Origin of the sequence: Stenotrophomonas sp. MMGLT7 (assembly GCF_021168555.1) — a bacterium.
Taxonomy (GTDB): Bacteria; Pseudomonadota; Gammaproteobacteria; order Xanthomonadales; family Xanthomonadaceae; genus MMGLT7.
Genome location: NZ_JAJOZS010000005.1, coordinates 106,878 through 131,836, shown reverse-complemented (window position 1 = coordinate 131,836; position 24,959 = coordinate 106,878). Strand labels below are relative to the sequence as shown.

General features: G+C 68.3%; 22 protein-coding genes. 9 read left to right on the top strand and 13 right to left on the bottom strand.

All coding sequences use genetic code 11. The features are described from left to right. Positions 1 to 59: 59 nt before the first annotated feature. Both LRX76_RS08755 and LRX76_RS08750 read left to right on the top strand, forming a co-directional pair. Complete coding sequence (locus LRX76_RS08755) at positions 60 to 1,076, top strand: class 1 fructose-bisphosphatase (RefSeq protein ID WP_231804160.1); 1,017 nt, start codon at positions 60 to 62, stop codon at positions 1,074 to 1,076. A gap of 311 nt (positions 1,077 to 1,387) precedes the next feature. After that, complete coding sequence (locus LRX76_RS08750; protein ID WP_231804158.1) at positions 1,388 to 2,986, top strand: APC family permease; 1,599 nt, start codon at positions 1,388 to 1,390, stop codon at positions 2,984 to 2,986. Between the two features lie 275 nt (positions 2,987 to 3,261). Here LRX76_RS08750 and LRX76_RS08745 read toward each other — a convergent pair whose 3' ends face one another. After that, a complete protein-coding gene (locus tag LRX76_RS08745; RefSeq protein ID WP_231804156.1) occupies positions 3,262 to 3,780 on the bottom strand; it encodes a nucleoside 2-deoxyribosyltransferase in 519 nt (172 codons plus the stop codon). Positions 3,781 to 4,060: 280 nt separating this feature from the next. Between LRX76_RS08745 and LRX76_RS08740 the strand changes: the two genes are divergently transcribed. Next, entirely contained in the window at positions 4,061 to 4,762 is a 702-nt protein-coding gene (locus LRX76_RS08740) for a 2OG-Fe(II) oxygenase (protein WP_231804154.1), read from the top strand. Positions 4,763 to 5,055: 293 nt separating this feature from the next. Here LRX76_RS08740 and LRX76_RS08735 read toward each other — a convergent pair whose 3' ends face one another. Further along, complete coding sequence (locus LRX76_RS08735) at positions 5,056 to 6,141, bottom strand: PA0069 family radical SAM protein (RefSeq protein ID WP_231804152.1); 1,086 nt, start codon at positions 6,139 to 6,141, stop codon at positions 5,056 to 5,058. Between the two features lie 335 nt (positions 6,142 to 6,476). On the opposite strand from LRX76_RS08735, the gene cls reads away from it, so the two are divergent. From cls to LRX76_RS08720, 3 genes are all read left to right on the top strand, one after another. After that, entirely contained in the window at positions 6,477 to 7,937 is a 1,461-nt protein-coding gene (cls, locus tag LRX76_RS08730; protein WP_231804150.1) for a cardiolipin synthase, read from the top strand. A gap of 140 nt (positions 7,938 to 8,077) precedes the next feature. Continuing rightward, entirely contained in the window at positions 8,078 to 8,335 is a 258-nt protein-coding gene (locus tag LRX76_RS08725; RefSeq protein WP_231804148.1) for a hypothetical protein, read from the top strand. A 19-nt stretch (positions 8,336 to 8,354) separates the two neighbouring features. Next, complete coding sequence (locus tag LRX76_RS08720) at positions 8,355 to 9,113, top strand: pyridoxine 5'-phosphate synthase (protein WP_231804405.1); 759 nt, start codon at positions 8,355 to 8,357, stop codon at positions 9,111 to 9,113. 353 nt (positions 9,114 to 9,466) lie between these two features. Here the strand turns inward: LRX76_RS08720 and LRX76_RS08715 are convergent, their stop codons facing one another. From LRX76_RS08715 to dnaA, 11 genes are all read right to left on the bottom strand, one after another. Then, positions 9,467 to 9,877: a biopolymer transporter ExbD gene (locus LRX76_RS08715; protein WP_231804146.1), complete on the bottom strand. Its 411-nt coding sequence runs from the start codon at positions 9,875 to 9,877 to the stop codon at positions 9,467 to 9,469. Between the two features lie 3 nt (positions 9,878 to 9,880). Further along, a complete protein-coding gene (locus LRX76_RS08710; protein ID WP_231804144.1) occupies positions 9,881 to 10,306 on the bottom strand; it encodes a biopolymer transporter ExbD in 426 nt (141 codons plus the stop codon). A gap of 47 nt (positions 10,307 to 10,353) precedes the next feature. After that, the gene (gene exbB / locus LRX76_RS08705; RefSeq protein ID WP_231804142.1) at positions 10,354 to 11,115 is read right to left on the bottom strand and encodes a TonB-system energizer ExbB; all 762 of its coding nucleotides are present in this window, start codon (positions 11,113 to 11,115) and stop codon (positions 10,354 to 10,356) included. Between the two features lie 89 nt (positions 11,116 to 11,204). Then, positions 11,205 to 11,762, bottom strand: coding sequence for an energy transducer TonB (locus LRX76_RS08700; protein ID WP_231804403.1), 558 nt, complete (start codon positions 11,760 to 11,762; stop codon positions 11,205 to 11,207). A gap of 266 nt (positions 11,763 to 12,028) precedes the next feature. Continuing rightward, positions 12,029 to 13,228, bottom strand: a complete 1,200-nt coding sequence (locus LRX76_RS08695; RefSeq protein ID WP_231804140.1) for a tetratricopeptide repeat protein — start codon at positions 13,226 to 13,228, stop codon at positions 12,029 to 12,031. A 298-nt stretch (positions 13,229 to 13,526) separates the two neighbouring features. Continuing rightward, entirely contained in the window at positions 13,527 to 14,333 is an 807-nt protein-coding gene (locus LRX76_RS08690) for a M48 family metallopeptidase (RefSeq protein ID WP_231804138.1), read from the bottom strand. A gap of 64 nt (positions 14,334 to 14,397) precedes the next feature. Beyond that, complete coding sequence (locus LRX76_RS08685) at positions 14,398 to 15,231, bottom strand: CPBP family intramembrane glutamic endopeptidase (RefSeq protein ID WP_231804136.1); 834 nt, start codon at positions 15,229 to 15,231, stop codon at positions 14,398 to 14,400. Positions 15,232 to 15,298: 67 nt separating this feature from the next. After that, positions 15,299 to 17,746 (bottom strand): DNA topoisomerase (ATP-hydrolyzing) subunit B, encoded by a 2,448-nt coding sequence (gene gyrB, locus LRX76_RS08680; protein WP_231804134.1) that lies wholly within the window; start codon positions 17,744 to 17,746, stop codon positions 15,299 to 15,301. A gap of 116 nt (positions 17,747 to 17,862) precedes the next feature. After that, positions 17,863 to 18,960, bottom strand: a complete 1,098-nt coding sequence (recF, locus tag LRX76_RS08675; RefSeq protein ID WP_231804132.1) for a DNA replication/repair protein RecF — start codon at positions 18,958 to 18,960, stop codon at positions 17,863 to 17,865. 451 nt (positions 18,961 to 19,411) lie between these two features. Further along, a complete protein-coding gene (dnaN, locus tag LRX76_RS08670) occupies positions 19,412 to 20,512 on the bottom strand; it encodes a DNA polymerase III subunit beta (RefSeq protein ID WP_231804130.1) in 1,101 nt (366 codons plus the stop codon). Positions 20,513 to 20,825: 313 nt separating this feature from the next. Next, positions 20,826 to 22,157 (bottom strand): chromosomal replication initiator protein DnaA, encoded by a 1,332-nt coding sequence (dnaA, locus tag LRX76_RS08665; protein WP_231804128.1) that lies wholly within the window; start codon positions 22,155 to 22,157, stop codon positions 20,826 to 20,828. 241 nt (positions 22,158 to 22,398) lie between these two features. On the opposite strand from dnaA, the gene rpmH reads away from it, so the two are divergent. Genes rpmH through yidC form a run of 3 tightly spaced genes read left to right on the top strand, consistent with a single transcriptional unit; the run spans position 22,399 to position 24,748 of the window. Beyond that, the gene (gene rpmH / locus LRX76_RS08660) at positions 22,399 to 22,539 is read left to right on the top strand and encodes a 50S ribosomal protein L34 (protein ID WP_019397383.1); all 141 of its coding nucleotides are present in this window, start codon (positions 22,399 to 22,401) and stop codon (positions 22,537 to 22,539) included. A gap of 38 nt (positions 22,540 to 22,577) precedes the next feature. Beyond that, on the top strand, positions 22,578 to 23,018 hold the full coding sequence (rnpA, locus tag LRX76_RS08655) for a ribonuclease P protein component (RefSeq protein ID WP_231804126.1): 441 nt from the start codon (positions 22,578 to 22,580) through the stop codon (positions 23,016 to 23,018). 17 nt (positions 23,019 to 23,035) lie between these two features. Further along, the gene (yidC, locus tag LRX76_RS08650) at positions 23,036 to 24,748 is read left to right on the top strand and encodes a membrane protein insertase YidC (protein ID WP_231804124.1); all 1,713 of its coding nucleotides are present in this window, start codon (positions 23,036 to 23,038) and stop codon (positions 24,746 to 24,748) included. Positions 24,749 to 24,959 lie beyond the last annotated feature (211 nt).

The window sequence follows — 24,959 nt, the reverse complement described above, 5'->3', positions numbered from 1 at the left end:
AATGAACGGCGCAAATGGCGACAATGACGGTCTCGAATCCCCGTGAGGCTGTACCGTCCATGCCGACCTCGTTGACCCGCTTCCTGATCGAAGAACAGCACGCCGGACACATCGATGCCGAGCTTCGCCAGCTCATCAGCATCGTCGGCCGTGCCTGCAAGCGCATTTCCATCGCCGTCAGCAAGGGCGCCCTGGGCGGCGTGCTCGGCGATGCCGGCACCGGCAACATCCAGGGCGAGGCGCAGAAGAAGCTGGATGTGCTCAGCAACGACATCCTGCTCGAGGCCAATGCCTGGGGCGGCCACCTGGCGGCCTGCGCCTCGGAGGAGATGGACCACAGCCAGCCGGTGCCGGACAAGTACCCGCGCGGCGACTTCCTGCTGCTGTTCGATCCGCTCGACGGCAGTTCCAACATCGACATCAACGTCTCCGTCGGCACCATCTTCTCGGTGCTGCGCGCGCCGGCCGGCACCGAGGTGCCCACCGACGACAGCTTCCTGCAGCCGGGTACCCGGCAGGTGGCCGCCGGCTACTGCATCTACGGGCCGAGCACGATGCTGGTGCTGAGCATCGGCCACGGCACCCACGCCTTCACCCTGGAACGCGAGGAGGGCTCGTTCATGCTCACCCAGCGCGACCTCAAGGTGCCGCAGGACACCAGGGAATTCGCCATCAACATGTCCAACCAGCGCCACTGGGACCCGGCCGTGCAGAACTACGTGGCCGACCTGCTGGCTGGCACGGAAGGCCCGCGCGGCAAGGACTTCAACATGCGCTGGGTGGCCAGCATGGTCGCCGAGGTGCACCGCATCCTCACCCGCGGCGGCATCTTCATGTACCCGTGGGACAAGCGCGAACCCGACAAGCCGGGCAAGCTGCGGCTGATGTACGAAGCCAACCCGATGGGCCTGCTGATCGAACAGGCCGGCGGCGCCGCCAGCACCGGCCGCGGCCGCATCCTCGACGTGCAGCCGACCCAGCTGCACCAGCGCGTGCCGGTGTTCCTGGGCTCGAAGAACGAGGTCGCCGAGGCCGAGCACTACTACCGCCAGTACGACGCGAACGCCAGGCAGTGAGGCTGGCCTGGACCGCGGCGCCGGCACTGCCGCGGGCTTCGCGCCTTTGGGCGATGCCGGGCATCGCCTCCGCGACGAAGGCACGGGACGTGCGGGCCACTGGCTCGCACGCGCGTGGATGCGCGGTGCGCTGCAGCGGCCCGAAGCGGGCGAACCTTTTCGTCCCATCCGGGAGAAGATCCGTAACTGGTACCCGTCGCTGATTCCCGCCCGTCCCGCTGCGACGGCACGCCGCAGGGCTGATATTGCACCGCAGCATTTGCGAGAATCGGATTGCCGCCCGTTTTCCCCTCACTCTCACTGGTCCCCCGATGCCCAACAGCAGTCCTATCCGGCGTGAAGTCGGCCCGTTCGCCCTCATGCTCACCGGACTGGGCTCGATCATCGGCTCGGGATGGCTGTTCGGCGCCTGGCGCGCGGCGGGCCTGGCCGGCCCCGGCGCGATCTGGGCCTGGGTGCTGGGCGCGGCGATCGTCACCACGATCGCGCTGTCCTACGCGGAAATGGGCGCCATGTTCCCCGAGTCCGGCGGCATGGTGCGCTACAGCCACTACTCGCACGGCTCGCTGGTCGGCTTCATCGCCGGCTGGGCCAACTGGATCGCCATCGTCTCGGTGATCCCGGTGGAAGCCGAGGCCTCGGTGCAGTACATGGCCTCCTGGCCGTGGCAATGGGCGCAGGACCTGTACGTGCAGGCGCCGGGTGGCGCCGGCGAGCTGTCGGTGCCGGGCCTGCTGATCGCCGCAGTGCTGGTGCTGGGGTATTTCCTGCTGAACTTCTGGAGCGTGAAGCTGTTCGCCCGCTCCAACTCGCTGATCACCGTGTTCAAGCTGGTGGTGCCGGCCGCCACCGGCCTGGCGCTGATCGCCAGCGGGTTCCACGGCGAGAACTTCTCCGTCGGCATCCATGGCGACTCGCACACCCTCGACTTCGCCGCGATCCTGACCGCGGTGGCCACGGCCGGCATCGTGTTCAGCTTCAACGGCTTCCAGAGCCCGGTGAACCTGGCCGGCGAGGCGCGCGACCCCGGCCGCAGCATCCCCTTCGCGGTGCTGGGCTCGATCGCGCTGGCCACGGTGGTGTACGTGATCCTGCAGGTGGCCTACCTCGGCGCGGTGCCGCCGGAACTGCTGGCCAAGGCCGGCTGGCACGGCATCGACCTGCGCTCGCCGTTCGCCGAGCTGGCCATCATCGTCAACCTGCACTGGCTGGCGATGCTGCTGTACATCGACGCCTTCGTCAGCCCCAGCGGCACCGGCATCACCTATACCGCCACCACCGCGCGCATGCTCTACGGCATGGAGCGCAACGGCACCCTGCCCAGGGTGCTGGGCAAGGTGCACGCGCACTGGGGCGTGCCGCGCCCGGCGATGTTCGTCAACCTGGCCGTGTCCTACCTGTTCCTGTTCTTCTTCCGCGGCTGGGGCACGCTGGCGGCGGTGATCTCGGTGGCGACGATCATCTCCTACCTCACCGGCCCGGTCAGCGCGATGACGCTGCGCCGCACCGCGGCCGACGTCCACCGGCCGCTGCGCGTGTTCGCCATGCCGGTGGTGGCCGCCGCCGCCTTCGTGATGGCCACCGAGCTGCTGTACTGGGCACGCTGGCCGCTGACCGGCGAGATCATCCTGCTGATGGCGGTCGCGCTGCCGGTGTACTTCTACTACCAGGCCAAGCAGGGCTGGAACGGCTTCGGCAAGCACCTCAAGGGCGCGGCGTGGATGATCGCCTACCTGCCGGCCATCGCCCTGGTGTCGTGGGCCGGCAGCACCACCTTCGGCGGCCACGGCTACCTGCCCTACGGCATCGACCTGGTGGTGGTGGCGGCGCTCGGGCTGGTGTTCTTCCTGTGGGGTGCGCGCTCGGGCTGGCGCACCCCGGCCATCGCCGCCATTTCGCGCGAGGCCTGAACCCCGCCTTCCGTGGAGCCCGCACGGCTCCGCGGACGCCGCTGGCCGTCAGGGCATGCCATCGATTGCCGGGTAGGCCGCGTCGGGTGTGCAGGGCCGCCAGGTGGGGTGCGTGGTGCCGATCGGTCGCTATGGCCCGGGAATGACAAGCAGCGAGAGCCAACTGTAAGAGCACCGTAGGAGCGACTTCAGTCGCGATGGGGCCTCGCCGGTAACGCCCCATCGCGACTGAAGTCGCTCCTACGACGCTCCTACGGGAAGATCGTGAGCCGGTTCTAGGCCCCGATGTCGGCGCGCAGCCGCTGCAGCGCCTCGCGCGGGCCGCCCACGACGATGGTCGCCGGCACCGCCAGCATCAGGTTCAGCGGCAGGCCGAACTCCTCCAGCTCCCAGCCATCGGCATCGACGGCGGCATCGCGCCCGGCCAGCTGCGGATGCCGGCGGCGGATGCGCTCGGCCCAGGTGCCGGACTCGGGCACGTAGCCGTAGACCGGCTTGCCCTTGGCCACCGCATAGCCCAGCTCGAAGCAGGTGCCGCTGTCGGGCTCGGCGCCGCGGAAGAAATCCAGGTTGGCCAGCACCGCGTCGGCGCGATCGAGCAGGCCGATGTCGGCGCGGTAGATCCACGCCGCGCGCTCGCCCGGGTGGTCGATGGGCTGGTCGTCGACCTGCGCATCCAGCGGGAACAGGCCGTCGAAGCCGAACTCGGCGCACAGGGCCTTGAGCCTGCGGCCGTGTGCAACGGCATCGGGGTGGAACACGTCGGGACCGGCGAGATACAGCGATCGGATCATGGCAACGGGGGGGAGCAGGGGGGGATTCCCATTGTCGGCGCTGCCCGCGACGACGCACAGGGGCCGTGCCGCGGTGCGCGGTTATGTCGCGCCCTGGCCGCGGCACGCTGCCAAAGCATTCGAGTCGAGCACTCGGAACGGCCCCTGCATCGTCGCTCCCGCGCAGGCGGGAGCCCAGTGGCGCGACCGCGATCTGGCCGGGAGAGGCACTGGGTCCTGCGCCTACGCGCGAACGACGGCACTGTAAACATTGCAGGGAAAATGCTCTAACGTCGGCGCCATGGAAAACCCCGACTTCATCGAGATCATCGACGACGCGCTGCCCGCGGCGACCTGCGCGGCCATCGTCGCCCGCCTGCAGGCCAGCGCGCAGCTGCAGCCCGGCGCCATCGGCAGCGGCGTGTTCCCCGAACTCAAGCGCAGCCGCGACCTGCGCATCAGCGGGCTGCCGGACTGGGCCGACATCGACCGGCAGATCCAGCAGGCGGTGTTCGCCGGGCTGCTGCGCTACCTGCGCCGCTATCCGCAGGCGCTGATCTCACCGCTGATGCTGCAGGTGCAGGGAGCGGACGGGCAGCCGCAGCGGCTGCGCGCCGAGGATTTCGCCGGCATGGACGGCGAGGCGCTGGCGGGGCTGGCCCGCACCTGCCTGCGCCCGGGCGCAGTCAATCTGCAGTGGTACGAGGCCGGGCAGGGCGGCTATCCGTACTGGCATTGCGAGCTGTACCCGCGCGATGCCGGCGCCGAGACGCTGCACCGCCACCTGCTGTGGACGCTGTACCTCAACGACGGCTTCGGCGAGGGCGAGACCGAGTTCCTGTTCCAGCAGCGCAAGGTCGCCCCGCGCACCGGCAGCCTGCTGATCGCCCCGACCGCCTTCACCCACACCCACCGCGGCAACCGCCCGCAAGGCGGCGACAAGTTCATCGCCACCAGCTGGATCCTGTTCCAGTCGGCGCAGGTGCTTTATGGGCGGGATTAGGGATTGGGGATTGGGGATTCGTCAAAAGCGATCCTGGCGCGCGGTGACGCCTCGCTGGCGCGCCATGTCCCCGACCGCGGGACTGCAGCCGTTGCCAATCCCCAATCCCTAATCCCCCCCTCAGAACAGCTCCTCGCGGCGCACAGGTGCTTTATGGGCGGGATTAGGAATTAGGGATTGGGGATTCGTCAAAAGCGATCCTGGCGCGCGGTGACGCCTCGCTGGCGCGCCATGTCCCGACCGCGGGACTGCGGCCGTTGCCAATCCCCAATCCCTAATCCCCAATCCCACCCTCAGAACAACTGCCCCTGCGGCGAATCGCGGCGCGGCGGCGGCGGCCGCACGAAGCGGCCGCAGTCCAGCCCGCGATGGCGATCGCGGTCGAAACCCAGGCGCTTGCTCGCCAGCGCGAAACGCCGCGCCAGCAGGTCGGCATACACGCCTTGGCCGCGCATGCGGGTGCCGAAGGCGGCCTGGTAGTCCTTGCCGCCGCGCAGCTGCTGGATGGTGCTCATGACGTGCGCGGCGCGATCGGGATGATGGGTCTGCAGCCAGTCGCGGAACAGCGGCGCCACCTCGTGCGGCAGCCGCAGCAGCACGTAGCCGGCCGAGCTGGCGCCGGCGTCGCGCACGGCTTCCATCACCGCTTCCAGCTCGGCGTCGTTCACCCACGGGATCACCGGCGCGACCATCGCCCCCACCGGCACGCCGGCCTGGCTCAGGCGCGCGATCGCGCGCAGCCGCGCGTGCGGGGCCGAGGCGCGCGGCTCCAGCCGCGCCGACAGGTGCGCATCGAGCGTGGTCACCGAGAACGCCACGCTCACCAGGTTCTGCTCGGCCAATGGCACCAGCAGGTCGAGGTCGCGCTCGATCAGCGCGTTCTTGGTGATCAGGGTGAACGGATGGCGCGTCTCCAGCATCACCTCGATCAGCCGCCGGGTCAGCTGCAGCTTGCGCTCGATCGGCTGGTAGGCGTCGGTGTTGATGCCCAGCGCGATCGGCTGCGGCTCGTAGCCCGGGCGCGACAGCTCCTTGCGCAGCAGTTCCGGCGCATTGGTCTTGGCGAAGATGCGGGTCTCGAAATCCAGCCCCGGCGACAGGTTGAGGTAGGCGTGGGTGGGCCGCGCGAAGCAATAGGAGCAGCCATGCTCGCAGCCGCGGTAGGGATTGACCGAGCGGTCGAAGCCCACGTCCGGCGAGCTGTTGCGGCTGATGATGCTGCGCGCGGTCTCCTCGCGCACCTGCGTGCGCAGGCGCGGGGCGGCGAACTCCTCGCCCTCCTCGCCATGCCAGCCGTCGTCCACCGCCTCGCTGACGGTGACCTCGAAGCGTCCGGGCAGGTGCCCGCCGGAGCCGCGCCCCTTGATTGCCGTTGCCATCGGCACAGCCTAGCGGCGACTTGTCGCAGGGCCTGCGATGGCGCCGCGGGGCCGGATGAACGCTTCATCCGCGTCCTGTGCTCCATGCGCCGGGACGGAACCCGCCATGCCGGCGGCACGGGACCTGCGCGGCGAGCAGGAGCACGCATCGAGTCCCCGCCGGCCGGGCCGCCATGGCGGGCAAGGGCGGTTCCCGGGCAGGGATCAGCCGGCAGGCACACCGCCTCCCTGCACCCTCCGGCGGGCTGCGCGCATCCGCCGGCATACACTTGCCCGCTGTTCCCCATCGCATCCCGTCGCATGCCGGACCCGGCGGCGCCCCCTGGAATCCACCGATGCTCGCGACCCTGAACTCCGCCTGGCACTGGCTGTCCGGCATTCCCCACATCTCGGCCTACATCACCGCCGCCTACGTGTTGTACCTGCTGTGGCTGATCGGCTGGATCGTGCTGCAGAAGCGCGAACCGGTGGCCACGCTGAGCTGGATGCTGTCGCTGGCGGCGCTGCCCTACCTGGGCCTGTTCATCTACTACCTGCTCGGGCCGCAGCGGGTGAAGCGCCAGCGCCTGCGCCGCGGCCGCTCGCGCTCGGGCATGGAGCACTACAGCGAGATCTGCCCGCCCGACGCCGACTGCACCGAGCTGGCGCGCGTGGGCCAGGCCACCACCGGGCTGGCCCCCAGCAGCGCCACCGACGTGCAGTGGCTGGTCGACGGCGGGCAGACCTACGCCGCGATCGAGCAGGCCATCGCCGCCGCCCGCGACCACGTGCACCTGGAGTACTACATCTTCAATCGCGACCGCAGCGGCACCGCCGTGCGCGACGCGCTGATCGAACGCGCCCGCGCCGGCGTCAAGGTGCGGCTGCTGCTGGACGCGGTGGGTTCCTCCCAGGTCAACCGGCGCTTCCTGCGGCCCCTGCTCGATGCCGGCGCGGAGATGGCCTGGTTCCATCCGGCGCAGCTGCTCAAGCCGTTCAAGCGCCCCTGGGTGAACATGCGCACCCACCGCAAGATCGTCATCGTCGATGGCCGCATCGCCTTCACCGGCGGCATCAACATCACCGACGAGGAGAACGAACTGTTGCTGCCCGACGCCTACCGCGACCTGCACCTGCGCGTGGAGGGCCACGTCGTGCGCAGCCTGCAGCTGGTGTTCGTCGAGGACTGGATCTACGCCACCGGCCAGGGCCGCGAGGCGTTCGACATCCCGCACCTGTGGCCGGCCGATGCACCCAGCCGCAAGGACGGCGCGATCGAGGCGCAGGTGCTGGTGTCGGGACCGGATTCGGCGTGGGAAGCGATCCACCGGGTGCATGTGGGCGCCATCCAGGACGCGCAGCGGCGGGTGTGGCTGGTGACGCCGTACTTCGTCCCCGGCGAGGCCGCGCGCATGGCGCTGACGTCGGCCGCGCTGGCCGGCCTGGATACCCGGCTGCTGGTGCCGAAGATGAGCGACTCGCGCCTGGTCACCTATGCCGCGCGCTCGTACTTCGACGAACTGCTGCAGGCCGGGGTGAAGATCTACGAGTACGGGCCGCGCATGCTGCACACCAAGGCCCTGCTTGCCGACGACGATCTGTGCATCGTCGGCAGCGCCAACTTCGACAACCGCAGCTTCCGGCTGAACTTCGAGGTCTCGATGCTGTTCCACGACCGCGAGCTGTGCGCCCGGCTGTCGCGGATCCTGGAAAGCGACTTCGCCAGCGCCGTGCGGGTGCGCAACGACCGCAACCGCTCGGTGTGGCGCTACCGGCTGCCCGAGGCATTCGCGCGCCTGACCTCGCCGCTGCTCTAGCCCCGGCAGCGCTCTGCGGCCACAGCATGGCGCCGCGCTCGTGCGGCGCCAGCGACCGTCCGTCGCGTGCCGGGCCCGCCACGTGGAACGCGCCCGCATCGCGGCGCTACACTGCGCCGGTCCACCTGGGAGGGTCGTCCATGCACTGGCTGTTCCTGCTGCTTGCCGTCGGCGCGCTGATCCTGGCATTTTCCACCCCGCACATGTCGCTGCTGGTGCTGTCGCTGCTGGCGGCCCTGGTGCTGCTGCTGCTGTGGATCCGCGGCTGGTACCTGCAACGCGTCGGCGACAGCCAGGGCGACGCCGCGACGATGGTCGACCCGGCCGAACTGCGTCGCCTGCGCGAGGCCGCGGCCGCACGCAAGGCGGTCGCCGCCGCCTCCGAACCGATCCGCTGACGTGCCCCTGTCCCCACCCCTGACGTGCCGGCTGAGCGTCAACGTCAACAAGATCGCGGTGCTGCGCAACTCCCGCGGCGGCCAGGATCCGGACGTGGTGGCCGCCGCCGCGGCCTGCCTGGACGCGGGCGCGCATGGCATCACCGTGCACCCGCGCCCGGATCGCCGCCATATCCACGCCGAGGACGTGCGGGCGCTGGCGCGGCTGACCGCGCAGCACGGCGCCGAATTCAACATCGAGGGCAACCCGTTCGCGCCGCCGCGGGCGGGCTATCCGGGGCTGCTGCCGCTGTGCAGCGAGCTCGGCCCGACGCAGGTCACGCTGGTGCCGGACGGCGACGGCCAGCTCACCTCCGACCACGGCTTCGACTTCGGGCGCGACGGCGAGCGCCTGCTTCCGTTGATCGCCGAGCTCAAGGTGGCAGGCTGCCGCGTGAGCCTGTTCGTCGATGCCGGCAATCCCCTGATCGAGCGCGCCGCGGACCTCGGCGCCGACCGCATCGAGCTGTACACCGGCCCCTACGCCGCGGCGTTCGCCGCCGGTCAGGCGCAGCGGGAACTGCCTCGCCTGGCGGAAACGGCCCGCCGCGCCCGCGACGCGGGCCTGGCCGTCAACGCCGGGCACGACCTGTCGCAGCTCAACCTGGCGGCCTTCCTGGACGCGATCCCGGGCGTGCAGGAAGTGTCGATCGGCCACGCCCTGATCGGCGAGGCGCTCTACGCCGGCCTGACCGCCACCGTCGGCAGCTACCTGCGCATCCTCGCCGCCCACGGCTGATCGCGTCCGCACCTCCGGGCGCCCGGAAGTTCCTAGCCCGGGCGCGAGCGAAGCTCACCCGGATCACCGGTGGTCGTTGCGGTCGCTTCGCTTGCCCGGACTACGGATTCTTCATCGGCAACTCCGCTCGACATAGAGCGGGCCCGGGTCCGCTTCGCGCCAGCCACGGGCCGGAAGAGCACGGATCTTCGCCGATCCGCCGGCAATCGGCAGCGCCCGCACGGCGGCCGCATAGGGCAGACCTGCGATCGAGCAAGCCCGCGGAAATCCCCAAAAAAAACGCCACCGTTTCCGGTGGCGTTGCAGTCGCGTCATGACTGGATGTTGCAATGGATCTGTTGCGTCGAATCCTGTTACTGCTGCACGAACCCGATCCGCTTCATCTGCGCGTTCTTGGCGGCGGCCAGCACCTGGGCCATCACCTCGTACTCCGAGTCGGGATTCGCGTCGATGCGCAGCTCCGGCTGGTTGGTCGGATCGCGCTGCACCTCGTCTTCCATCCGCTGCTGCAGGATGTTCACCGCCACCGGGCTGTTGTTCCAGAAGACCTGGTTGCTGGCGTCGATGCGCAACTCGATCGGCGGCGGCGGCTCGGTCGTCTGCGGCGGCGGATTGAGCACCCGCTGCGGCAGGTCGACCGAGATCGGATAGGTCATGATCGGCGCGGTGACGATGAAGATGATCAGCAGCACCAGCATCACGTCGATGAGCGGCGTGACGTTGATGTCGGCCATGGGGCCCTTGTTGCCACTACTGAATGCCATGGCCTACTGCCCCCTGTCTTTGGTCGCAACGAAGCCGATGTCCAGCATGCCCTGACTCTGCGCGATCTTGGTGATCTCGTTGATCGTGCTCATCTTGGTCGTGCGGTCGCCACGCAGGTTCAGCGGCGGCTGCGGCGTCTGCTGGGCGGCGGTCGACAGGCGAGACTCCAGGGCATCCTTGGTGATCAGCTCGTCGTTCCAGTACAGCGAACCATCTTCCGTGACCGCCAGCGTGATCGGAGCCGAACGCTTTTCCGCTTCGTCCGGGTTCTGATCGAGATTGGCGCGAGGCAGTTCCACCTGGATCTTGTGGGACATCAGCGGGGTGGTGATGATGAAGATGATCAGCAGCACCAGCATCACGTCCACGAGGGGCGTGACGTTGATGTCGGCCATGGGGCCGCTGCTGTTACCACTACTGAAAGCCATAACGGGCTCCGTCTATATCGTTGCGGTGACTAACGTCGATGCCGGTATCAGTGAACGCGCGAACCGGTGGCGAAGAAGTCGTGCAGATCGTGCGCGAACGTGTCGAACTTGGCGATGGTCGCGCTGTTGATCTTGCTGAAGAAGTTGAAGGCGAACACCGCCGGGATGGCGACGAACAGGCCGATCGCGGTCATGATCAGCGCCTCGCCGACCGGGCCGGCCACCGCCTCGATGCCGGCGTTGCCGCTGGCGCCGATCTTGATCAGGGCGCCGTAGATGCCCCACACGGTACCGAGCAGACCGACGAACGGGGAGGTCGAACCCACCGTGGCCAGCAGGATCATGCCCGACTGCAGGTTGCCGCTCTCACGGGCGACGGCCTGGCGCAGGGCGCGATCGACGAACTCCGAGCGGCTCAGGCTCTCGGCACTGCCGGCACCGACGCCTTCGGCACGCTGGTAGTGCGCGGCGGCCTGGGCGGCGTCCAGGGCGATCTTGGAGAACGGCTCGGAAGCGGGCTGCTCTTCCATCGCACGGATGGCTTCCTGCGCGTTCGGGGCGTCCCAGAACAGGCTGGTGACCCGCGCGGCCTGGCTCTTCAGGCGGGTGGCGCGGAAGATGTTGATGACCGTCCAGTACCAGGACGCGGCCGACATGAAGATGAGGGTGAGCAACACCACCCAGGAGACGGCGAACTCGCCCGGATTGGCGGTCATTTCCGAGATCAAGTGCTCGAAACCCATCTGCGAAAGAGCGGCCGATGGATTGGTGCCCCCGGCAGCGGCGGCGATGAAGATTTCCTGCAGCATGACGCTTACCTTTGTTGTGTGTGTTGAAGAAGGGTGGTGCTAACTGGAATAACACGGATTCCGTGGGCCGGCGCACCGGCCCGCGGCAATCAGTTCAGGGCAAAGTTGACCGGGACGCGGACGCGACCGGCGGACTTCTGTCCGTTGACGATGGACGGATTGAAACGCCACCTGCGTGCCGCGTCCATTGCGGCTCGGTCGAGATCGCGGTTGCGGCTGGACTTCTCGACCGAAACGTTGGTGACGTTGCCGTTGGCATCGACATCCACGATCAGGATGACCTCGCCCTGGACACCGGCGCGGAACGCGGCCGGCGGGTACTTGGGCGGGTTCATGTTCTTGGACGAGATGTCCACGCTGGCGCTGATGTCGGCCGGCGGCGACGGCGGCGCGGGCGGCGACGGCGGCACCACGATGTCGCTCGGGCGCGGCTCGGCCACGTCGACCACCGGGGCTTCCGGCGGCGGCGGGATCGGCGAGGCCTTCGGCGGCGCCAGGTTCTTGACCGGCGGCGGCGGCTTGTCCTGCGGCGGCGGCGGCGGCGGCGGCGGGGGAGGCGGTGGCGGCGCATCGACGATGGTCACCGCGATGTTGCGCTCCTTCTCGGCCGGCGCCTTGGGAGCCACGGCAGGAATCAGCAGCAGCATCAGCGCTGCCAGATGCAATGCAACTACGAAGGCGATGCCGAAGATGCGAGCCCAGTTCAGGCCGCGCTCTTTTGTCTCGGTATGCCTGTGAACGATCAGTTGTTCCGTCATGCGCCAATGGCTCGTGGATGGGGGGTGGGATCCCGACCTGGGGCCGAATCCTGATTCAGGCGGCGTTTTTGCTGCACCGCAGTAAACCCAAGCTTATACCAATCCCTGCGGCCCGCACTACAGTTCCGGCGCGGTCGAGAGGGCTTTTTTGCCGCCTACTTCAGATTGATGATTTTCTTGGCATCGTCCGGCTTCCTGACACCCTTGGCGAGTGCCTGCTGGGCGGCCTGCTTGGCCTCTGGGATGCGTCCTTCCGAGTGGAGCACCTTGGCAAGGTTGAGGTAGGTCTCGCCATCCTTGGACAAGGGCGCGGCCTTCTTCCAGTTCTCGATGGCCTGCGGAACCTGATCGGTGTAGTAGTAGGACTGGGCCAGCGCCAGATAGGTCTGGTAGTCCGGCTTGAGGATACCCTTCTCCAGGCCCTCGTTGATCACCGCGATGACATCTTTTTCCTTGTTGTCGGTGTTGGCGTAGATCGAGTAGAGCTGGCGGTACTCGCGCTCCTCGGTGAGCTGGCCGCTGGCGCGCAGCCTGTCCATCACCGCGGCGGCCTTGTCCATCTGGTCGGCCTGCATGTACATGCTGGCCAGGTTGAGCTGGGTCTTCTTGTCGTTGGGGCTCCTGGCCGCCAGCGCCTCGGCCGTCTTCACCGCCTCGCCGGTCTGGCCGGCCTCGGCGTAGGACGCCATCAGCAGCTGGTTCCAGCTGTCCTTGGGCTCGGGCGAGGCGGCGATGGCCTGCTGCAGCACCGGGATGGCCTCCTGGTAGCGCTCGGTCTGGTACAGCGCCTGGCCCTTGATGATCAGGTCCTCGGGACGGTTGGACTTGGTCTCGTCCAGGTAGCGGTCCAGAGTGACCAGGCCTTCCTTGATGGTCGCGTCGTCCTGCAGCTGCAGCTGGGCCAGCATCAGCATCGACTGGTAGTGGCCGTTGTTGTCCAGGCCGCCGAGCTGCAGCGCCTGCTGCAGGTACTTCTCGGCGGCGGGGACGTCGTCGAGGTTGTAGGCGGCCTGCGCGGCCAGCTGCGCGGCGAGCGACTTGTCGTATTCGTTGGCCGAGCCGTTGGCCAGGATCTCGTCGGCCTGGGTACGCACGGCGGCATAGTCCTCGCCGTTGTTGTAGGTGTCGATCAGCTTCTGCAGCTTGCTGCCCATCCGGGACGAGGCCTTGACCTTGGGCTCCTCGCGGGTGGCATTGGGGAACAGCACTTCGGCCTTCTGTGCCTTGCGACCGCGGCGATCATCGGAACGGTCCGAACCGCGAGCCTGTGCAACCGCGTCAGTCACCACCACGCCGCCCAGTACCGAGGCGATGACGAGGGACAACAGGGCGTGCTTGCGATTTTGGAACTTCATGATTCACCTCGGTGAGCCGCCGATGCGGCACTTGAATGATGCGGTAAGGCCAAAACACGCGAAGCCGGCAAAACTAACAGAAACCGGCTGCGGCGGAAAAGGTTTTCGATGTTGTCCTGCAACAGTGACACCGTGATGTCTCGCGATGTCTCCCGCCCCTTGCCGAAGCGGTCGCGACGCGGCCGCGCGCACGCGGATTTGCGTCATGGCTGGGGCGTGGACGCACGTCCATGTCGCTCTTCCCTGCGGCGAACGCGCGCGGGGCCGGCGCCGCCGGCTTGGCAACGGACGGCGCATCCTAGCCGCACCTCGGACGCCGGCCGGCGCGCTGCGCCTCGGCATAGACCGGCTCGAGCGCGGGCACGTCGCGGCGCAGCTCCTGGATGCGGGCTTGCGGATCGGGATGGGTGGACAGCCACTGCGGCGTGCGGCCGCTGCTGGCCTGGATCATGTTCTGCCACAGGTTCACCGCCTGCGCCGGATCGAAGCCGGCCTGCGCCATCAGCCGCTGGCCGACGACGTCCGCCTCGCTCTCCTGGGTGCGCGAGCCCGGCAGCAGGAACACCGTCTGCGCGGTCATGCCGCCGAGCTGGCCGACCGTGTCGGCGGCACCGCTGCCGTAGGCGGCGCCGGCAAGGATGGAGAGGATGCCCAGGCCGGTCTGCGCCCCCATCTGCCGGGTGATGCGTTCCTCGTGGTGGCGCGAGATGACGTGGCCGATCTCGTGGCCGAGCACCGCGGCGAGCTGGTCCTGGTTCTTGGCCACGGTGAAGATGCCGGTGTTGACGCCGACCTTGCCGCCCGGCAGGGCGAACGCATTGGGCTCGTTGTCGACGAAGACCGCCACTTCCCAGCCGGTGCTGCGCCATTGCGGCGGCAGCTGCGCCACCAGCGCGTTGACCACGCACTGCACGTAGCCGTTCTGCTTGCCGTCGCGGCTGACGGTTTCCTTGCTCTTGGTCTCGCTGAAGGCCTGGGCACCGAGCTGGTCCAGCTGCTGCTGGGAAACCCCGCCCACGACCTGCCGGCGCCCGGTGGGCGAGGTGGTGGTGGCGCAGCCGGCCAGCAGGGCCGCGACCGCAAACCCGAGCCATAACGCCTTCATGGAATCCCCTTGTGCCATGCACCGGAGTCTTGCACCGCCGGCTTGGCTTTTTCAAGCAACCAGATCAATTGGCGCCGAACCAGCGCATGGCGACCAGGGCGGTGGCGTTGTTCAGGGCGTGCGCCAGGATCGGCGCCCACAGGCTGCCGGTGCGCCAGTACAGCCAGGCGAAGGCCGCGCCCATGCCGCCGTAGATCAGCCACAGCTGGCAGATCGCGGCCGGGCCGTTGCCGCTGAGCCCGGGAATCTCGTGCATCAGCGCGAAGGCGACGCTGCTGAGCAGCAGCCCCAGCCATGGCCGCCCCGCCGCCAGGAAGCGTCCGAACAGCACGCGGCGGAACAGCAGTTCCTCGTAGGCCGGCGCCAGCACCACCGCGAACAGCACCAGGAACGCGGGCCAGTGCAGCAGCGCCTCCTTGACCATGGCCAGGTTGGTCGGCAGCGGCTTGATGCCGAAGCGTTCGAAGAACGAGGCGATCGCGCTGCTGCCGACGAACACCGCCAGCGCCACCAGCAGCGTCCAGCCCCAGGTTGACGATTGCCGCCACGCCTGGCGCGAACGGGCGCGCTCCTCGGCGCTGGCCGGACGCCGCCAGAAGTACAGCACCAGGGCGGCCATGGACGTGCCGGCCAGGGCGATCAGCATCTGCCCCAGCGCGCCGGGCTGCCCGACCTGGGAGACGATGGCCTCGGCCACCGGCGCGGCGCCGCCGGCCCGCGCCTGCCGGGCCAGCTCGAAGCCGCGGTACAGCCCCCAGGCCAGCATCGCGGCGAGGCTGGCGAGCACCAGCACGCCGGCGGCGATCAGCGCATCGCTGGCGAAGGCGAGCAGCAACGAACGCAGCGGGGCGGGGGCGCTGCGGTTCGGCGACGAGGCGGCAACGGGGGCGGGGGTCATCGCTTCTCGGGAGGAGATGGCACGCCGCCACGCTGCATGCGAGGCGGCGCCGGTGGACCGGGCGGTGTCAGATATCGAGGTTGGCGACCTTGAGCGCGTTGTCCTCGATGAAGTCCCGGCGCGGCTCGACCACGTCGCCCATCAACGTGCTGAACACCTGGTCGGCGGTCATCGCGTCCTCGATGCGCACCTGCAGCAGCCGGCGCGTGTCCGGGTTGACCGTGGTCTCCCACAGCTGCTCCGGATTCATTTCGCCCAGGCCCTTGAAGCGCTGGATCTGCCGGCCCTTCTTGGCCTCGTCCAGCAGCCAGGCCTGCGCCTGCGCGAACTGGGTGATCGGCTGGGACTTGCTGCCGCGCACGATCTGCGCGCCTTCGCGGATCAGCCCGTGCAGCAGCGTCGCCACCTCGCGCAGCGGGCGCAGTTCGCCGCTTTCGAAGGCCGACAACGGCACCACCTGGATCAGTTCCTCGCCCATGTGCCGGCGCGTGGCCACCAGCGCGGGCAGGCGGTGCTCGCTGCCGAGCTGGATCTCGAGCTTGTAGCGCGGACTGCCGATGCTGCCGGCGTTGAGCTTGGCCTCCAGCGCATCGAGTTCCTCGCGCTGGTGGGTGTCGCGGGCCAGGTGTGCCGGGTCCAGCGGGGCGAAATCGATCAGCGCCGCCAGCAAGCGCGGGTCGTAGCGGTGCGCGTTGCGGGCGATGACGTCGTTGGCCGAGGCGTAGGCGATCAGCAGCTTCTCCAGCGCCACGCCCTCGATCGGCGGTTCGCCGGCGGCCGGGACCAGCGAGGCGCCTTCCACGGCGCTGTTGGCCAGGTAGGCGTTGAGCGCCGCGTCGTCCTTCAGGTACAGCTCGCTCTTGCCCTGCTTGAGCTTGTACAGCGGCGGCAGGCCGATGTAGACGTGGCCGCGCTCGATCAGCTCCGGCATCTGCCGGTAGAAGAACGTCAGCAGCAGGGTGCGGATGTGCGAGCCGTCGACGTCGGCGTCGGTCATGATGATGATGCGGTGGTAGCGCAGCTTGTCCGGGTTGTACTCGTCCTTGCCGATGCCGGTGCCCAGCGCGGTGATCAGGGTGCCGACCTCGGCGCTGGCGAGCATGCGGTCGAAGCGCGCGCGCTCGACGTTGAGGATCTTGCCGCGCAGCGGCAGCACCGCCTGATTCTTGCGGTTGCGGCCCTGCTTGGCCGAGCCGCCGGCCGAGTCGCCCTCGACGATGAACAGTTCGGACAGGGCCGGGTCCTTCTCCTGGCAGTCGGCGAGCTTGCCGGGCAGGCCGGCGATGTCCAGCGCGCCCTTGCGGCGGGTCAGGTCGCGGGCCTTGCGCGCGGCCTCGCGGGCGCGCGCGGCATCGACGATCTTGCCGGCGATGGCACGCGCCTCGTTGGGATTTTCCTGCAGGAATTCCTCGAGTTTTGCGCCGAACGTGCTCTCAACGGCCGGCTTCACGTCGGAACTGACCAGCTTTTCCTTGGTCTGCGACGAAAAGCTGGGGTCGGGCACCTTGACCGACAGCACCGCGATCATGCCTTCGCGCATGTCGTCGCCGGACAGGGTGATCTTGGCCTGCCTGGCGATGCCGTTCTGCTCGATGTAGTTGGTCAGGGTACGGGTCAGCGCGGCGCGGAAGCCGGCCAGGTGGGTACCGCCGTCCTTCTGCGGGATGTTGTTGGTGAAGCAGTACATCGTCTCCTGGTAGGCGTCGGTCCATTGCAGGGCCACGTCCACGACGATGCCGTTCTGCTCGCCGGTCACCGAGATCACGTTCGGATGCAGCGGGGTCTTCAGCTGCGCCAGGTGCTCGACGAAGCTGCGGATGCCGCCCTCGTAGTGGTAGTCGTCGCGACGGCCTTCGCCGCGCTCGTCGATCAGCGCGATCTTGACCCCGGAGTTGAGGAAGGACAGCTCGCGCAGGCGCCGGGCCAGGATCTCGTAGTGGAACTCGACGTCGCTGAAGATCTCCACCGCCGGCTTGAAGCGCAGCGTGGTGCCGCGCTTGTCCGAGGGCTCGAGCTGCTTGAGCGGGTATAGCGGCTCGCCCAGCGAGTATTCCTGCTGCCAGTGGAAGCCGTCGCGCCAGATATCCAGCCACAGGTGCTCGGACAGCGCATTGACCACGGATACGCCGACGCCGTGCAGGCCGCCGGAGACCTTGTAGCTGTTGTCGTCGAACTTGCCGCCGGCATGCAGCACGGTGAGGATCACCTCGGCCGCGGAGACGTGCTCTTCCTTGTGGATGTCGACCGGGATGCCGCGGCCGTTGTCGGATACCGATACCGAACCGTCCGGCAAGATCCTGACCTCGACGTTGTCGGCGTACTTGGCCAGCGCCTCGTCGATCGAGTTGTCGACCACCTCGAACACCATGTGGTGCAGGCCGGTGCCGTCGTGGACGTCGCCGATGTACATGCCGGGCCGCTTGCGCACGGCCTCCAGCCCGCGCAGGACGGTGATCTTGCTGGAATCGTAGGTGTTGTTGGCGGTCGAGGGCGTCTGGTTCTGTTCTTCGGTCATGCGATTGCCATGGGCTCCACAACGCGGGCAATCGCGATGGGGCCGCGATACGCCGGGGGAATAGGGGAAACGGATCAAATTATAGCAGTTGCGGGGGTTTTCCCCGGGAACGGCGGTCAAACGGCCGGATCGACCTGGCCGTGTTCCACGTGGAACACGGCCGCCGGCTGCACGTTCCCCGCCAGGGCGGCCGGCACCTCCGTCGCCGTGACGAATACCTGCGCCGGCGTCGCGGCCAGCCAGTCCATCACCCGCCGCTGGTGGTGGCGATCGAGCTCGGAGGCCAGGTCGTCCAGTGCCACCAGCGGCCAGTCGCCCTTTTCCTGTGCATGGTCCTGCGCCTGCGCCAGCAGCGCGGCCAGCGCGGTCAGCTTGGCCTGTCCGCGCGACAGGGCCTCGCGGCCCATCCCCGAGGCGAAGCGCACGCTCCAGTCCGCACGGTGCGGACCCACCGAGGTATAGCCGGCGACGCGGTCGCGCTCGCGCGAAAGCAGTAGGGCATCGGCCAGCGAGACCTCCTGGCGCCGCCAGCCGGGGGAAAACTCGAGCGACTGCACGCCCAGGGAGGGCGACAGCTGCCCGGCCAGCGGCAGCAGCCTGGCCTGCAGCCGGTCCAGGTAGTGCTGGCGGTGGGAGGTCAGCGGCTCGCCGGCCTGTGCGAGTTCCACGTCCCAGGCGTCCAGCGCTGCAGCGGAAGCATTGGCCTTGAGCAGTGCGTTGCGCTGTTTCAGGGCACGTGCATAGCGGCGCCACAGGCCGAGGAAGTCGTGTTCCACGTGGAACAGGCCCCAATCGACGAAGCGCCGACGCCAGTCCGCGCTGCCGCTGACCAGGGCATGGCTGCCGGGCTCGAAGGTCACCACCGCCAGCGCCGCGCACAGGGTCCCGAGCTGGTCGATGTCCTCGCCGTCGAGCCGCCCCTGCCATGCCTGACCGCTGTGGCGCAGGCCCGCGCGCCGCGACCGGGGGGCGCCGTCGCTCCCGGGTTCCTGCCATTCGACGAACACCTGCAAGGCCTCTTCCCCGTGGCGGACCAGGCCGTCGCGCACGCGCCCGCGAAAGCTGCGGCCGTAGGCCATCAGGTGCAGGGCCTCCAGGAACGTGGTCTTGCCGGCGCCGTTGTCGCCGACGATCAGGTTCATCCCCGCCCGTGGTTCGAGCGTGACGTCGACGAAGCGACGCATTTGCGAGAGAACGAGGCGATTGACCTGCATGGCGGGTAGGGCTTGGCCGGATCCCTACAGCGTCGTGCCAGGGTCCATGGAGAACGGGAGGGAAGCAGGATAAGGCAATGGCGATGATCGGGGTATGCACGACCGCGCCAGGGGCACGGAGTGAGCAATGCCACTTCTCCAGGGAAAATCGTCCCATCAAGTCCATAGGGCGGGCCGAGGCCCGCCGCAACACCCGGCAATACCGCCGCAATGGCCCCAACCGCGGGCGGACCGACAGCCTGGGGGTCTCAATCACCCTGCGCGGACCGGCAGCATCCTTGCGTCGCGTGGCTCCGCGATGGTGGGACAGGGGCCACCCTATGGCTTCACAGCAATCGGGGGAAGCCACAAGCAGGGAAGTGGGGATAACGCCTGCGCAAATGCCGTGGCCAGAACGAGAAACGCCCGAAACCAGTCCGGGCGTCGCTTGCGTTCCACGTGGAACCTGCCGTTACAGCCGCAGCGGCATCACCACGTGGCGGGACTTGGCGCTGCCGGCCTCGCGCACCAGCGCCGAGGAGTTGGCGTCGCGCAGCTGGATCACCACGTGCTCGTCGCGCAGCGCCGACAGTGCGTCGAGCAGGTAGTTCACGTTGAAGCCGATCGCCAGGTCGGACACCTTGGTGTCGGCCTCGATCTCTTCCTGCGCCTCTTCCTGCTCCGGGTTGTGCGCGCTGATCTTCAGCTGGCCCGGCGAAACCTCGACCCGCACGCCACGATACTTCTCGTTGGACAGGATCGCCGCACGCTGCAGCGAGGCACGCAGGGCTTCGCGGTCGACCTTGACCTCGCGGTCGGCACCGATCGGGATGACCGCCTCGTAGTCGGGGAAACGGCCGTCGATCAGCTTCGAGGTGAACGTCACGTCGTCGCGCTTGACCCGCACGTGGCTGCGGCCGACTTCCAGCTCGACCTCGCGATCGCCGCCTTCCAGCAACCGCTGCAGCTCGGTCACGCCCTTGCGCGGCACGATGATCTGCCGCTTGGCGCCGGAGCCGCCTTCCAGCTCGGTCTCGCACAGCGCCAGGCGATGGCCGTCGGTGGCCACGCAGCGCAGGGTCTTGTCGTGCAGGTCGAACAGCAGGCCGTTGAGGTAGTAGCGCACGTCCTGCTGCGCCATCGCGAAGGCGGTGCGCTCGATCAGTTCCTTCAGCGCCGCCTCGGGCACGACCACGCGCTCGGTCGCCTCGACCTCGTCCACCGACGGGAAGTCGTTGGCCGACAGCGTGGCCAGGGTGAAGCGGCTGCGTCCGGCCTGCAGCGTGACCTTCTCGCCGGACTGCGAGACGGTCACCTTGCTGCCGTCGGGCAGGGCACGCACGATCTCGAACAGCTTGCGCGCCGGGATCGTGGTCTCGCCGTCCTCGGCATCGTCCACCGCGATGCGCGAGACCATCTCCACTTCCAGGTCGGTGCCGGTCAACGACAGTTGTCCGTCCTTGACCTGGACCAGGAAGTTGGCCAGCACCGGCAGTGTCTGGCGGCGTTCGACCACATTGACCACTTGGGCCAGTGGCTTGAGAAAGGCTTCTCGCTGCAGTGTGAAACGCATGTGGTTCCGTGCCCCTATGCTTTAAAAGATGTGGAATAAATCAAAAGCTTGGTGGTGATGGTAGCGGCAGAATTGGTTGAAAACAGGTTCAAGTCTTTGTTTTTGTTGGATTTTGCGGGGACACAAGCCTCTGTATTACCCGGCCTGGACCTGAGGGAAAAGCTGTGGATAGATTTCCGGGCCGACGCGGACGTCTATTTATCCACAGATTCTCCCCGATTTGTCCGGAAATCGTGCACCGTTTTTCCCACCATGACCACCTGCCACCGCCGTGCCGCCGGCCGGGCCGGCCGACCGGCCCGCTTCCAGCCGGCTACTCGCTCAATTTGCGGATCAGCTTGTCCCAGTCCTCGCGCAGCTTGCCGTCGGTCTCCATCAGGCTCTTGATCTGGCGGCAGGCGTGCAGGACCGTGGTGTGGTCGCGCCCGGCGAAGGCGTCGCCGATCTCCGGCAGGCTGTGCTCGGTCAGTTCCTTGGTCAGCGCCATGGCCATCTGCCGCGGACGCGCCAGCGAGCGGGTGCGGCGCTTGGACAGCAGGTCCTTGATCTGCAGGCCGTAGTAGTCGGCCACGGTCTTCTGGATGTTGGGGATGCCGATGGCCTGTTGCTGGGCGCGCAGCAGGTCGCGCAGCGTTTCCTGGGCGAACTCGGTGGTGATCGCGCGGCCGGTGAAGTTGGCGCGCGCGGCCAGCGTGTTGAGCGCGCCTTCCAGGTCGCGCACGTTCGAGCGCATCTTCTTGGCGATTAGGAACGCCACGTCGTCCGGGATCTCGGCGCCGCGCTCGCGCGCCTTGGCCAGCACGATCGCCGCGCGCGTCTCGAAGTCGGGCGGGTCGATCGCCACCGACAGGCCCCAGGCCAGGCGCGACTTCAGCCGCGGCTCCAGGCCCTCGACCTCGCGCGGGTAGCGGTCGCAGGTGAGGATGATCTGCTGGCGGCCGTCGAACAGCGCGTTGAAGGTGTGGAAGAACTCCTCCTGGGTGCGGTCCTTGCCGGCGAAGAACTGGATGTCGTCGATCAGCAGCGCGTCCACCTGCTGGAACTGGCGCTTGAACTGGTCCATCGACTTGTCCTGCAGCGCACGGATCATCGCGCTGAAGAACTGTTCCGAACGCAGGTACATCACCTTGGCCGCGGGGTTGGCGGCGCGCATGGCATTGCCGGCGGCGAACATCAGGTGGGTTTTGCCCAGGCCGGTGCCGCCGTACAGCAGCAGCGGGTTGTGGGCGCGGTCGCCGGGCTTGGAGGCGGCCTGGGTCGCCGCGGCCAGGCCGAGCTGGTTGCTGCGGCCCTCGACGAAGTTGGCGAAGGTGTAGTGCGAATCGAGGTTGCCGGCGAACGGTACCGCCGGTACCGCCACCGCCGCCTGCACCGCGGCAGGGGCCACCGGCGCGGCCGCTTCCACCGGGCGCGGGCGCGAGCCGATCTCCAGCGCGACCTCGTCGCTGCCGGCGAAGTGGCCGAGCAGTTCGCGGATCCGCGGCAGGTAGCGCTCGCGCACCTGGTCGACGATGAACGCGTTGGGCGCATACAGCACCAGCGCGCCGTTGCGCGGTTCGGCTTGCAGGGGTTTCAACCAGGTATGAACGTCCTCGGGCGGGAATTCGGCTTCAAGGCGTTCGAGGCAACGGGGCCAGACATCCATCAGGTAGGTTCGTCACAGGACCGCGCGGCTGCAGCGTGACGCGCTGCGCCACGGGCCGCACAAGGGGAAAATGGATGGATCAGACTATCACCGCAGGGCGGACGCGGGAATGTTTTCCCACCGCTTGTTCACAGCCTGGTCCACAGGCGCCCGCGTTCCCTACTTCACGGGAGGTTGACTGCAGGGGGGCGGCATCTATAGAATTTCCGGTTCTTTCCGTCTCATTCATACAGAGGCCCCCATGGCCACCAAGCGCACTTTCCAACCCAGCAACCTCAAGCGCAAGCGCGACCACGGCTTTCGTGCCCGTATGAAGACGGCTGATGGCCGCAAGGTCCTCGCCCGCCGTCGTGCCAAGGGCCGCAAGCGCCTGAGCGCTTGATTGCCGCGCCGCCGCGTGCGGCCGCCGCAATCGTCACCGTGAACACCACCGACCCGCGCAAGCGATACCCTCGCTCTGCGCGGGTTCGTTTGCGCGCGGAATACACTGCCGTCTTCAATGACGGCCGGCGCATCTCCGAGCCGCTGTTCAGCCTGCACTGGCGCGCCGGCGACGGCCCGGCGCGGCTGGGCATGGCGGTCTCGCGCAAGGTCGACACCCGCGCGGTGGCGCGCAACCGCATCAAGCGGGTGCTGCGCGAGAGCATGCGCGAGATCCTGCCCGCGCTGGCCGGCGGCGACTATGTCGTGGTGGCCCGCGCCGGCGCCTCGCGCAGCAGCAACGCACAGCTGCGCGAAGCCTTCCTGCGGCTGCTGCGCCGTGCCGGCGCATTGCCCCACCCGGCGCCGGGCGGCACAATGCCGCGGCCTTCGCGCGCCGATGTTCCCTCCATTTCCACGCCGGATTTCCCTTCCGGCTGAGCCGAGTTTGCCGCCTGATGAACCAGACCCGTGTATTCCTGATCTTTGCCTGGCTGATGGTGGCTGTGCTGTTGTGGATGGAGTGGAACCGGGAGAAGGCGGCACCGCCGCCGTCCGTTCCCGCCGCCACTGCGGTCCCGGCCGCCAACGACGCCGATGCCGTTCCCGCCGCCGGCGCGGTCCCGCAGGCCAACGTTCCCGGCGCGGCGCCGGCAGCGGCGGCCACCGCCGAGGCGGCGCCGGCCAACGGCCAGGCCGCTCCGCGGGTGACGGTCACCACCGACGTGCTGCGGCTGGTGCTTGATGGCCGCAGCGTGCTCGATGCCGAACTGCTGAAGTTCCCGCAGAGCAAGGAGCCGGACGCGCCGCCGGTGAAGCTGCTGATCGAGGACCCGACGCATCCCTACAGCGCCATCAGTGGCTGGGCCAGCGACAAGTCGCCGGTGCCGGGCGTGGGCGGCTTCCAGCTCGAGCAGCCGGGCACGGCGCAGTTCGCGCTTGCGCAGGGCCAGGACACTCTGGTGGTGCCGTTCGTCTGGAACGGACCCGATGGCGTGAGCATCCGCCGCAGCTTCACCCTGGAGCGCGGCCGCTATGCGATCCAGGTCAAGGACGAGGTGATCAACCAGGGCAGCGCGAGCTGGAGCGGCTATGTGTTCCGCAAGCTCAGCCGCGTGCCCGGCATCGTCGATCGCAGCATGACCAACCCGGACTCGTTCAGCTTCAACGGCGCCACCTGGTACAGCCCGCAGGATGGCTACGAGCGCCGCGCGTTCAAGGACTACATGGACGACGGCGGCCTCAACCGCCAGATCACCGGCGGCTGGATCGCGCTGCTGCAGCACCACTTCTTCACCAGCTGGATTCCGCAGGCCGACCAGGCCTCGCTGTACGTGCTGGCGCAGGACGGTCCGCGCGACGTGGCCGAGCTGCGCGGCCCCGGCTTCACCGTGGCGCCGGGTCAGAGCGCGACCACCCAGGCGCGGCTGTGGGTCGGCCCCAAGCTGGTCGGCGCGATCGCCAAGGAAGACGTCAAGGGCCTGGACCGCGTGGTCGACTACAGCCGCTTCTCGCTGATGGCGGTGATCGGCCAGGGCCTGTTCTGGGTGCTGAACCACATCCACGCGCTGCTCGGCAACTGGGGCTGGGCGATCATCGGCCTGGTGGTGCTGCTGCGCCTGGCGCTGTATCCGCTGTCGGCGGCGCAGTACAAGTCCGGCGCCAAGATGCGCAAGTTCCAGCCGCGCCTGCAGCAGCTCAAGGAGCGCTACGGCGACGACCGGCAGAAGTACCAGCAGGCGATGATGGAGCTGTTCAAGAAGGAGAAGATCAACCCGATGGGCGGCTGCCTGCCGCTCGTGGTGCAGATGCCGATCTTCTTCGCGCTGTACTGGGTGCTGGTGGAATCGGTGGAGCTGCGGCAGGCGCCGTGGCTGGGCTGGATCCAGGACCTGACCGCGCGCGATCCGTACTTCATCCTGCCGGTGCTCAACATGGCGGTGATGTGGGCCACGCAGAAGCTGACCCCGACCGCGGGCATGGACCCGACCCAGGCCAAGATGATGCAGTTCATGCCGCTGGTGTTCGGCGTGATGATGGCCTTCATGCCGGCCGGCCTGGTGCTGTACTGGGTGGTCAGCGGCGGACTGGGCCTGCTGATCCAGTGGTGGATGATCAAGCAGCACGGCGAGGAGCCGAGCAAGATCATCCACGACAACGTCGCGAAGTGATGTGCCGGGAGGCCCGCCGCGAGGCGGGCCTCCTGCTTGGTGGGGGGGCGGGATCCGGGATTCGGGATTGGAGATTGGGGATTCGCAGGAGCGGGAATGCAGGGGCCGAACATGGCAAGCCTTGTGGCCGGACTTCGCATGAGGTCTATGGCGAGCATCGCGTGCCCGGCGTCGGCGATGCGCCACGGCTTTCCGACCGGCTTTGCGCGAT

Excerpts from the sequence above, each read along its gene's own strand:
- LRX76_RS08700 (WP_231804403.1), bottom strand. The coding sequence starts at position 11,762 with ATGCTGCTGCTGATTCCTGCCGTGGCTCCCAAGGCGCCGGCCGAGAAG.
- LRX76_RS08695 (WP_231804140.1), bottom strand. The coding sequence starts at position 13,228 with ATGAAGTTCCAAAATCGCAAGCACGCCCTGTTGTCCCTCGTCATCGCC.
- dnaN (WP_231804130.1), bottom strand. The coding sequence starts at position 20,512 with ATGCGTTTCACACTGCAGCGAGAAGCCTTTCTCAAGCCACTGGCCCAA.
- recF (WP_231804132.1), bottom strand. The coding sequence starts at position 18,960 with ATGCAGGTCAATCGCCTCGTTCTCTCGCAAATGCGTCGCTTCGTCGAC.
- LRX76_RS08740 (WP_231804154.1), top strand. The coding sequence starts at position 4,061 with ATGGAAAACCCCGACTTCATCGAGATCATCGACGACGCGCTGCCCGCG.
- LRX76_RS08745 (WP_231804156.1), bottom strand. The coding sequence starts at position 3,780 with ATGATCCGATCGCTGTATCTCGCCGGTCCCGACGTGTTCCACCCCGAT.
- LRX76_RS08690 (WP_231804138.1), bottom strand. The coding sequence starts at position 14,333 with ATGAAGGCGTTATGGCTCGGGTTTGCGGTCGCGGCCCTGCTGGCCGGC.
- yidC (WP_231804124.1), top strand. The coding sequence starts at position 23,036 with ATGAACCAGACCCGTGTATTCCTGATCTTTGCCTGGCTGATGGTGGCT.
- LRX76_RS08725 (WP_231804148.1), top strand. The coding sequence starts at position 8,078 with ATGCACTGGCTGTTCCTGCTGCTTGCCGTCGGCGCGCTGATCCTGGCA.
- cls (WP_231804150.1), top strand. The coding sequence starts at position 6,477 with ATGCTCGCGACCCTGAACTCCGCCTGGCACTGGCTGTCCGGCATTCCC.
- gyrB (WP_231804134.1), bottom strand. The coding sequence starts at position 17,746 with ATGACCGAAGAACAGAACCAGACGCCCTCGACCGCCAACAACACCTAC.
- LRX76_RS08755 (WP_231804160.1), top strand. The coding sequence starts at position 60 with ATGCCGACCTCGTTGACCCGCTTCCTGATCGAAGAACAGCACGCCGGA.
- LRX76_RS08710 (WP_231804144.1), bottom strand. The coding sequence starts at position 10,306 with ATGGCTTTCAGTAGTGGTAACAGCAGCGGCCCCATGGCCGACATCAAC.
- LRX76_RS08715 (WP_231804146.1), bottom strand. The coding sequence starts at position 9,877 with ATGGCATTCAGTAGTGGCAACAAGGGCCCCATGGCCGACATCAACGTC.
- dnaA (WP_231804128.1), bottom strand. The coding sequence starts at position 22,157 with ATGGATGTCTGGCCCCGTTGCCTCGAACGCCTTGAAGCCGAATTCCCG.
- exbB (WP_231804142.1), bottom strand. The coding sequence starts at position 11,115 with ATGCTGCAGGAAATCTTCATCGCCGCCGCTGCCGGGGGCACCAATCCA.
- rpmH (WP_019397383.1), top strand. The coding sequence starts at position 22,399 with ATGGCCACCAAGCGCACTTTCCAACCCAGCAACCTCAAGCGCAAGCGC.
- LRX76_RS08735 (WP_231804152.1), bottom strand. The coding sequence starts at position 6,141 with ATGGCAACGGCAATCAAGGGGCGCGGCTCCGGCGGGCACCTGCCCGGA.
- LRX76_RS08685 (WP_231804136.1), bottom strand. The coding sequence starts at position 15,231 with ATGACCCCCGCCCCCGTTGCCGCCTCGTCGCCGAACCGCAGCGCCCCC.
- LRX76_RS08750 (WP_231804158.1), top strand. The coding sequence starts at position 1,388 with ATGCCCAACAGCAGTCCTATCCGGCGTGAAGTCGGCCCGTTCGCCCTC.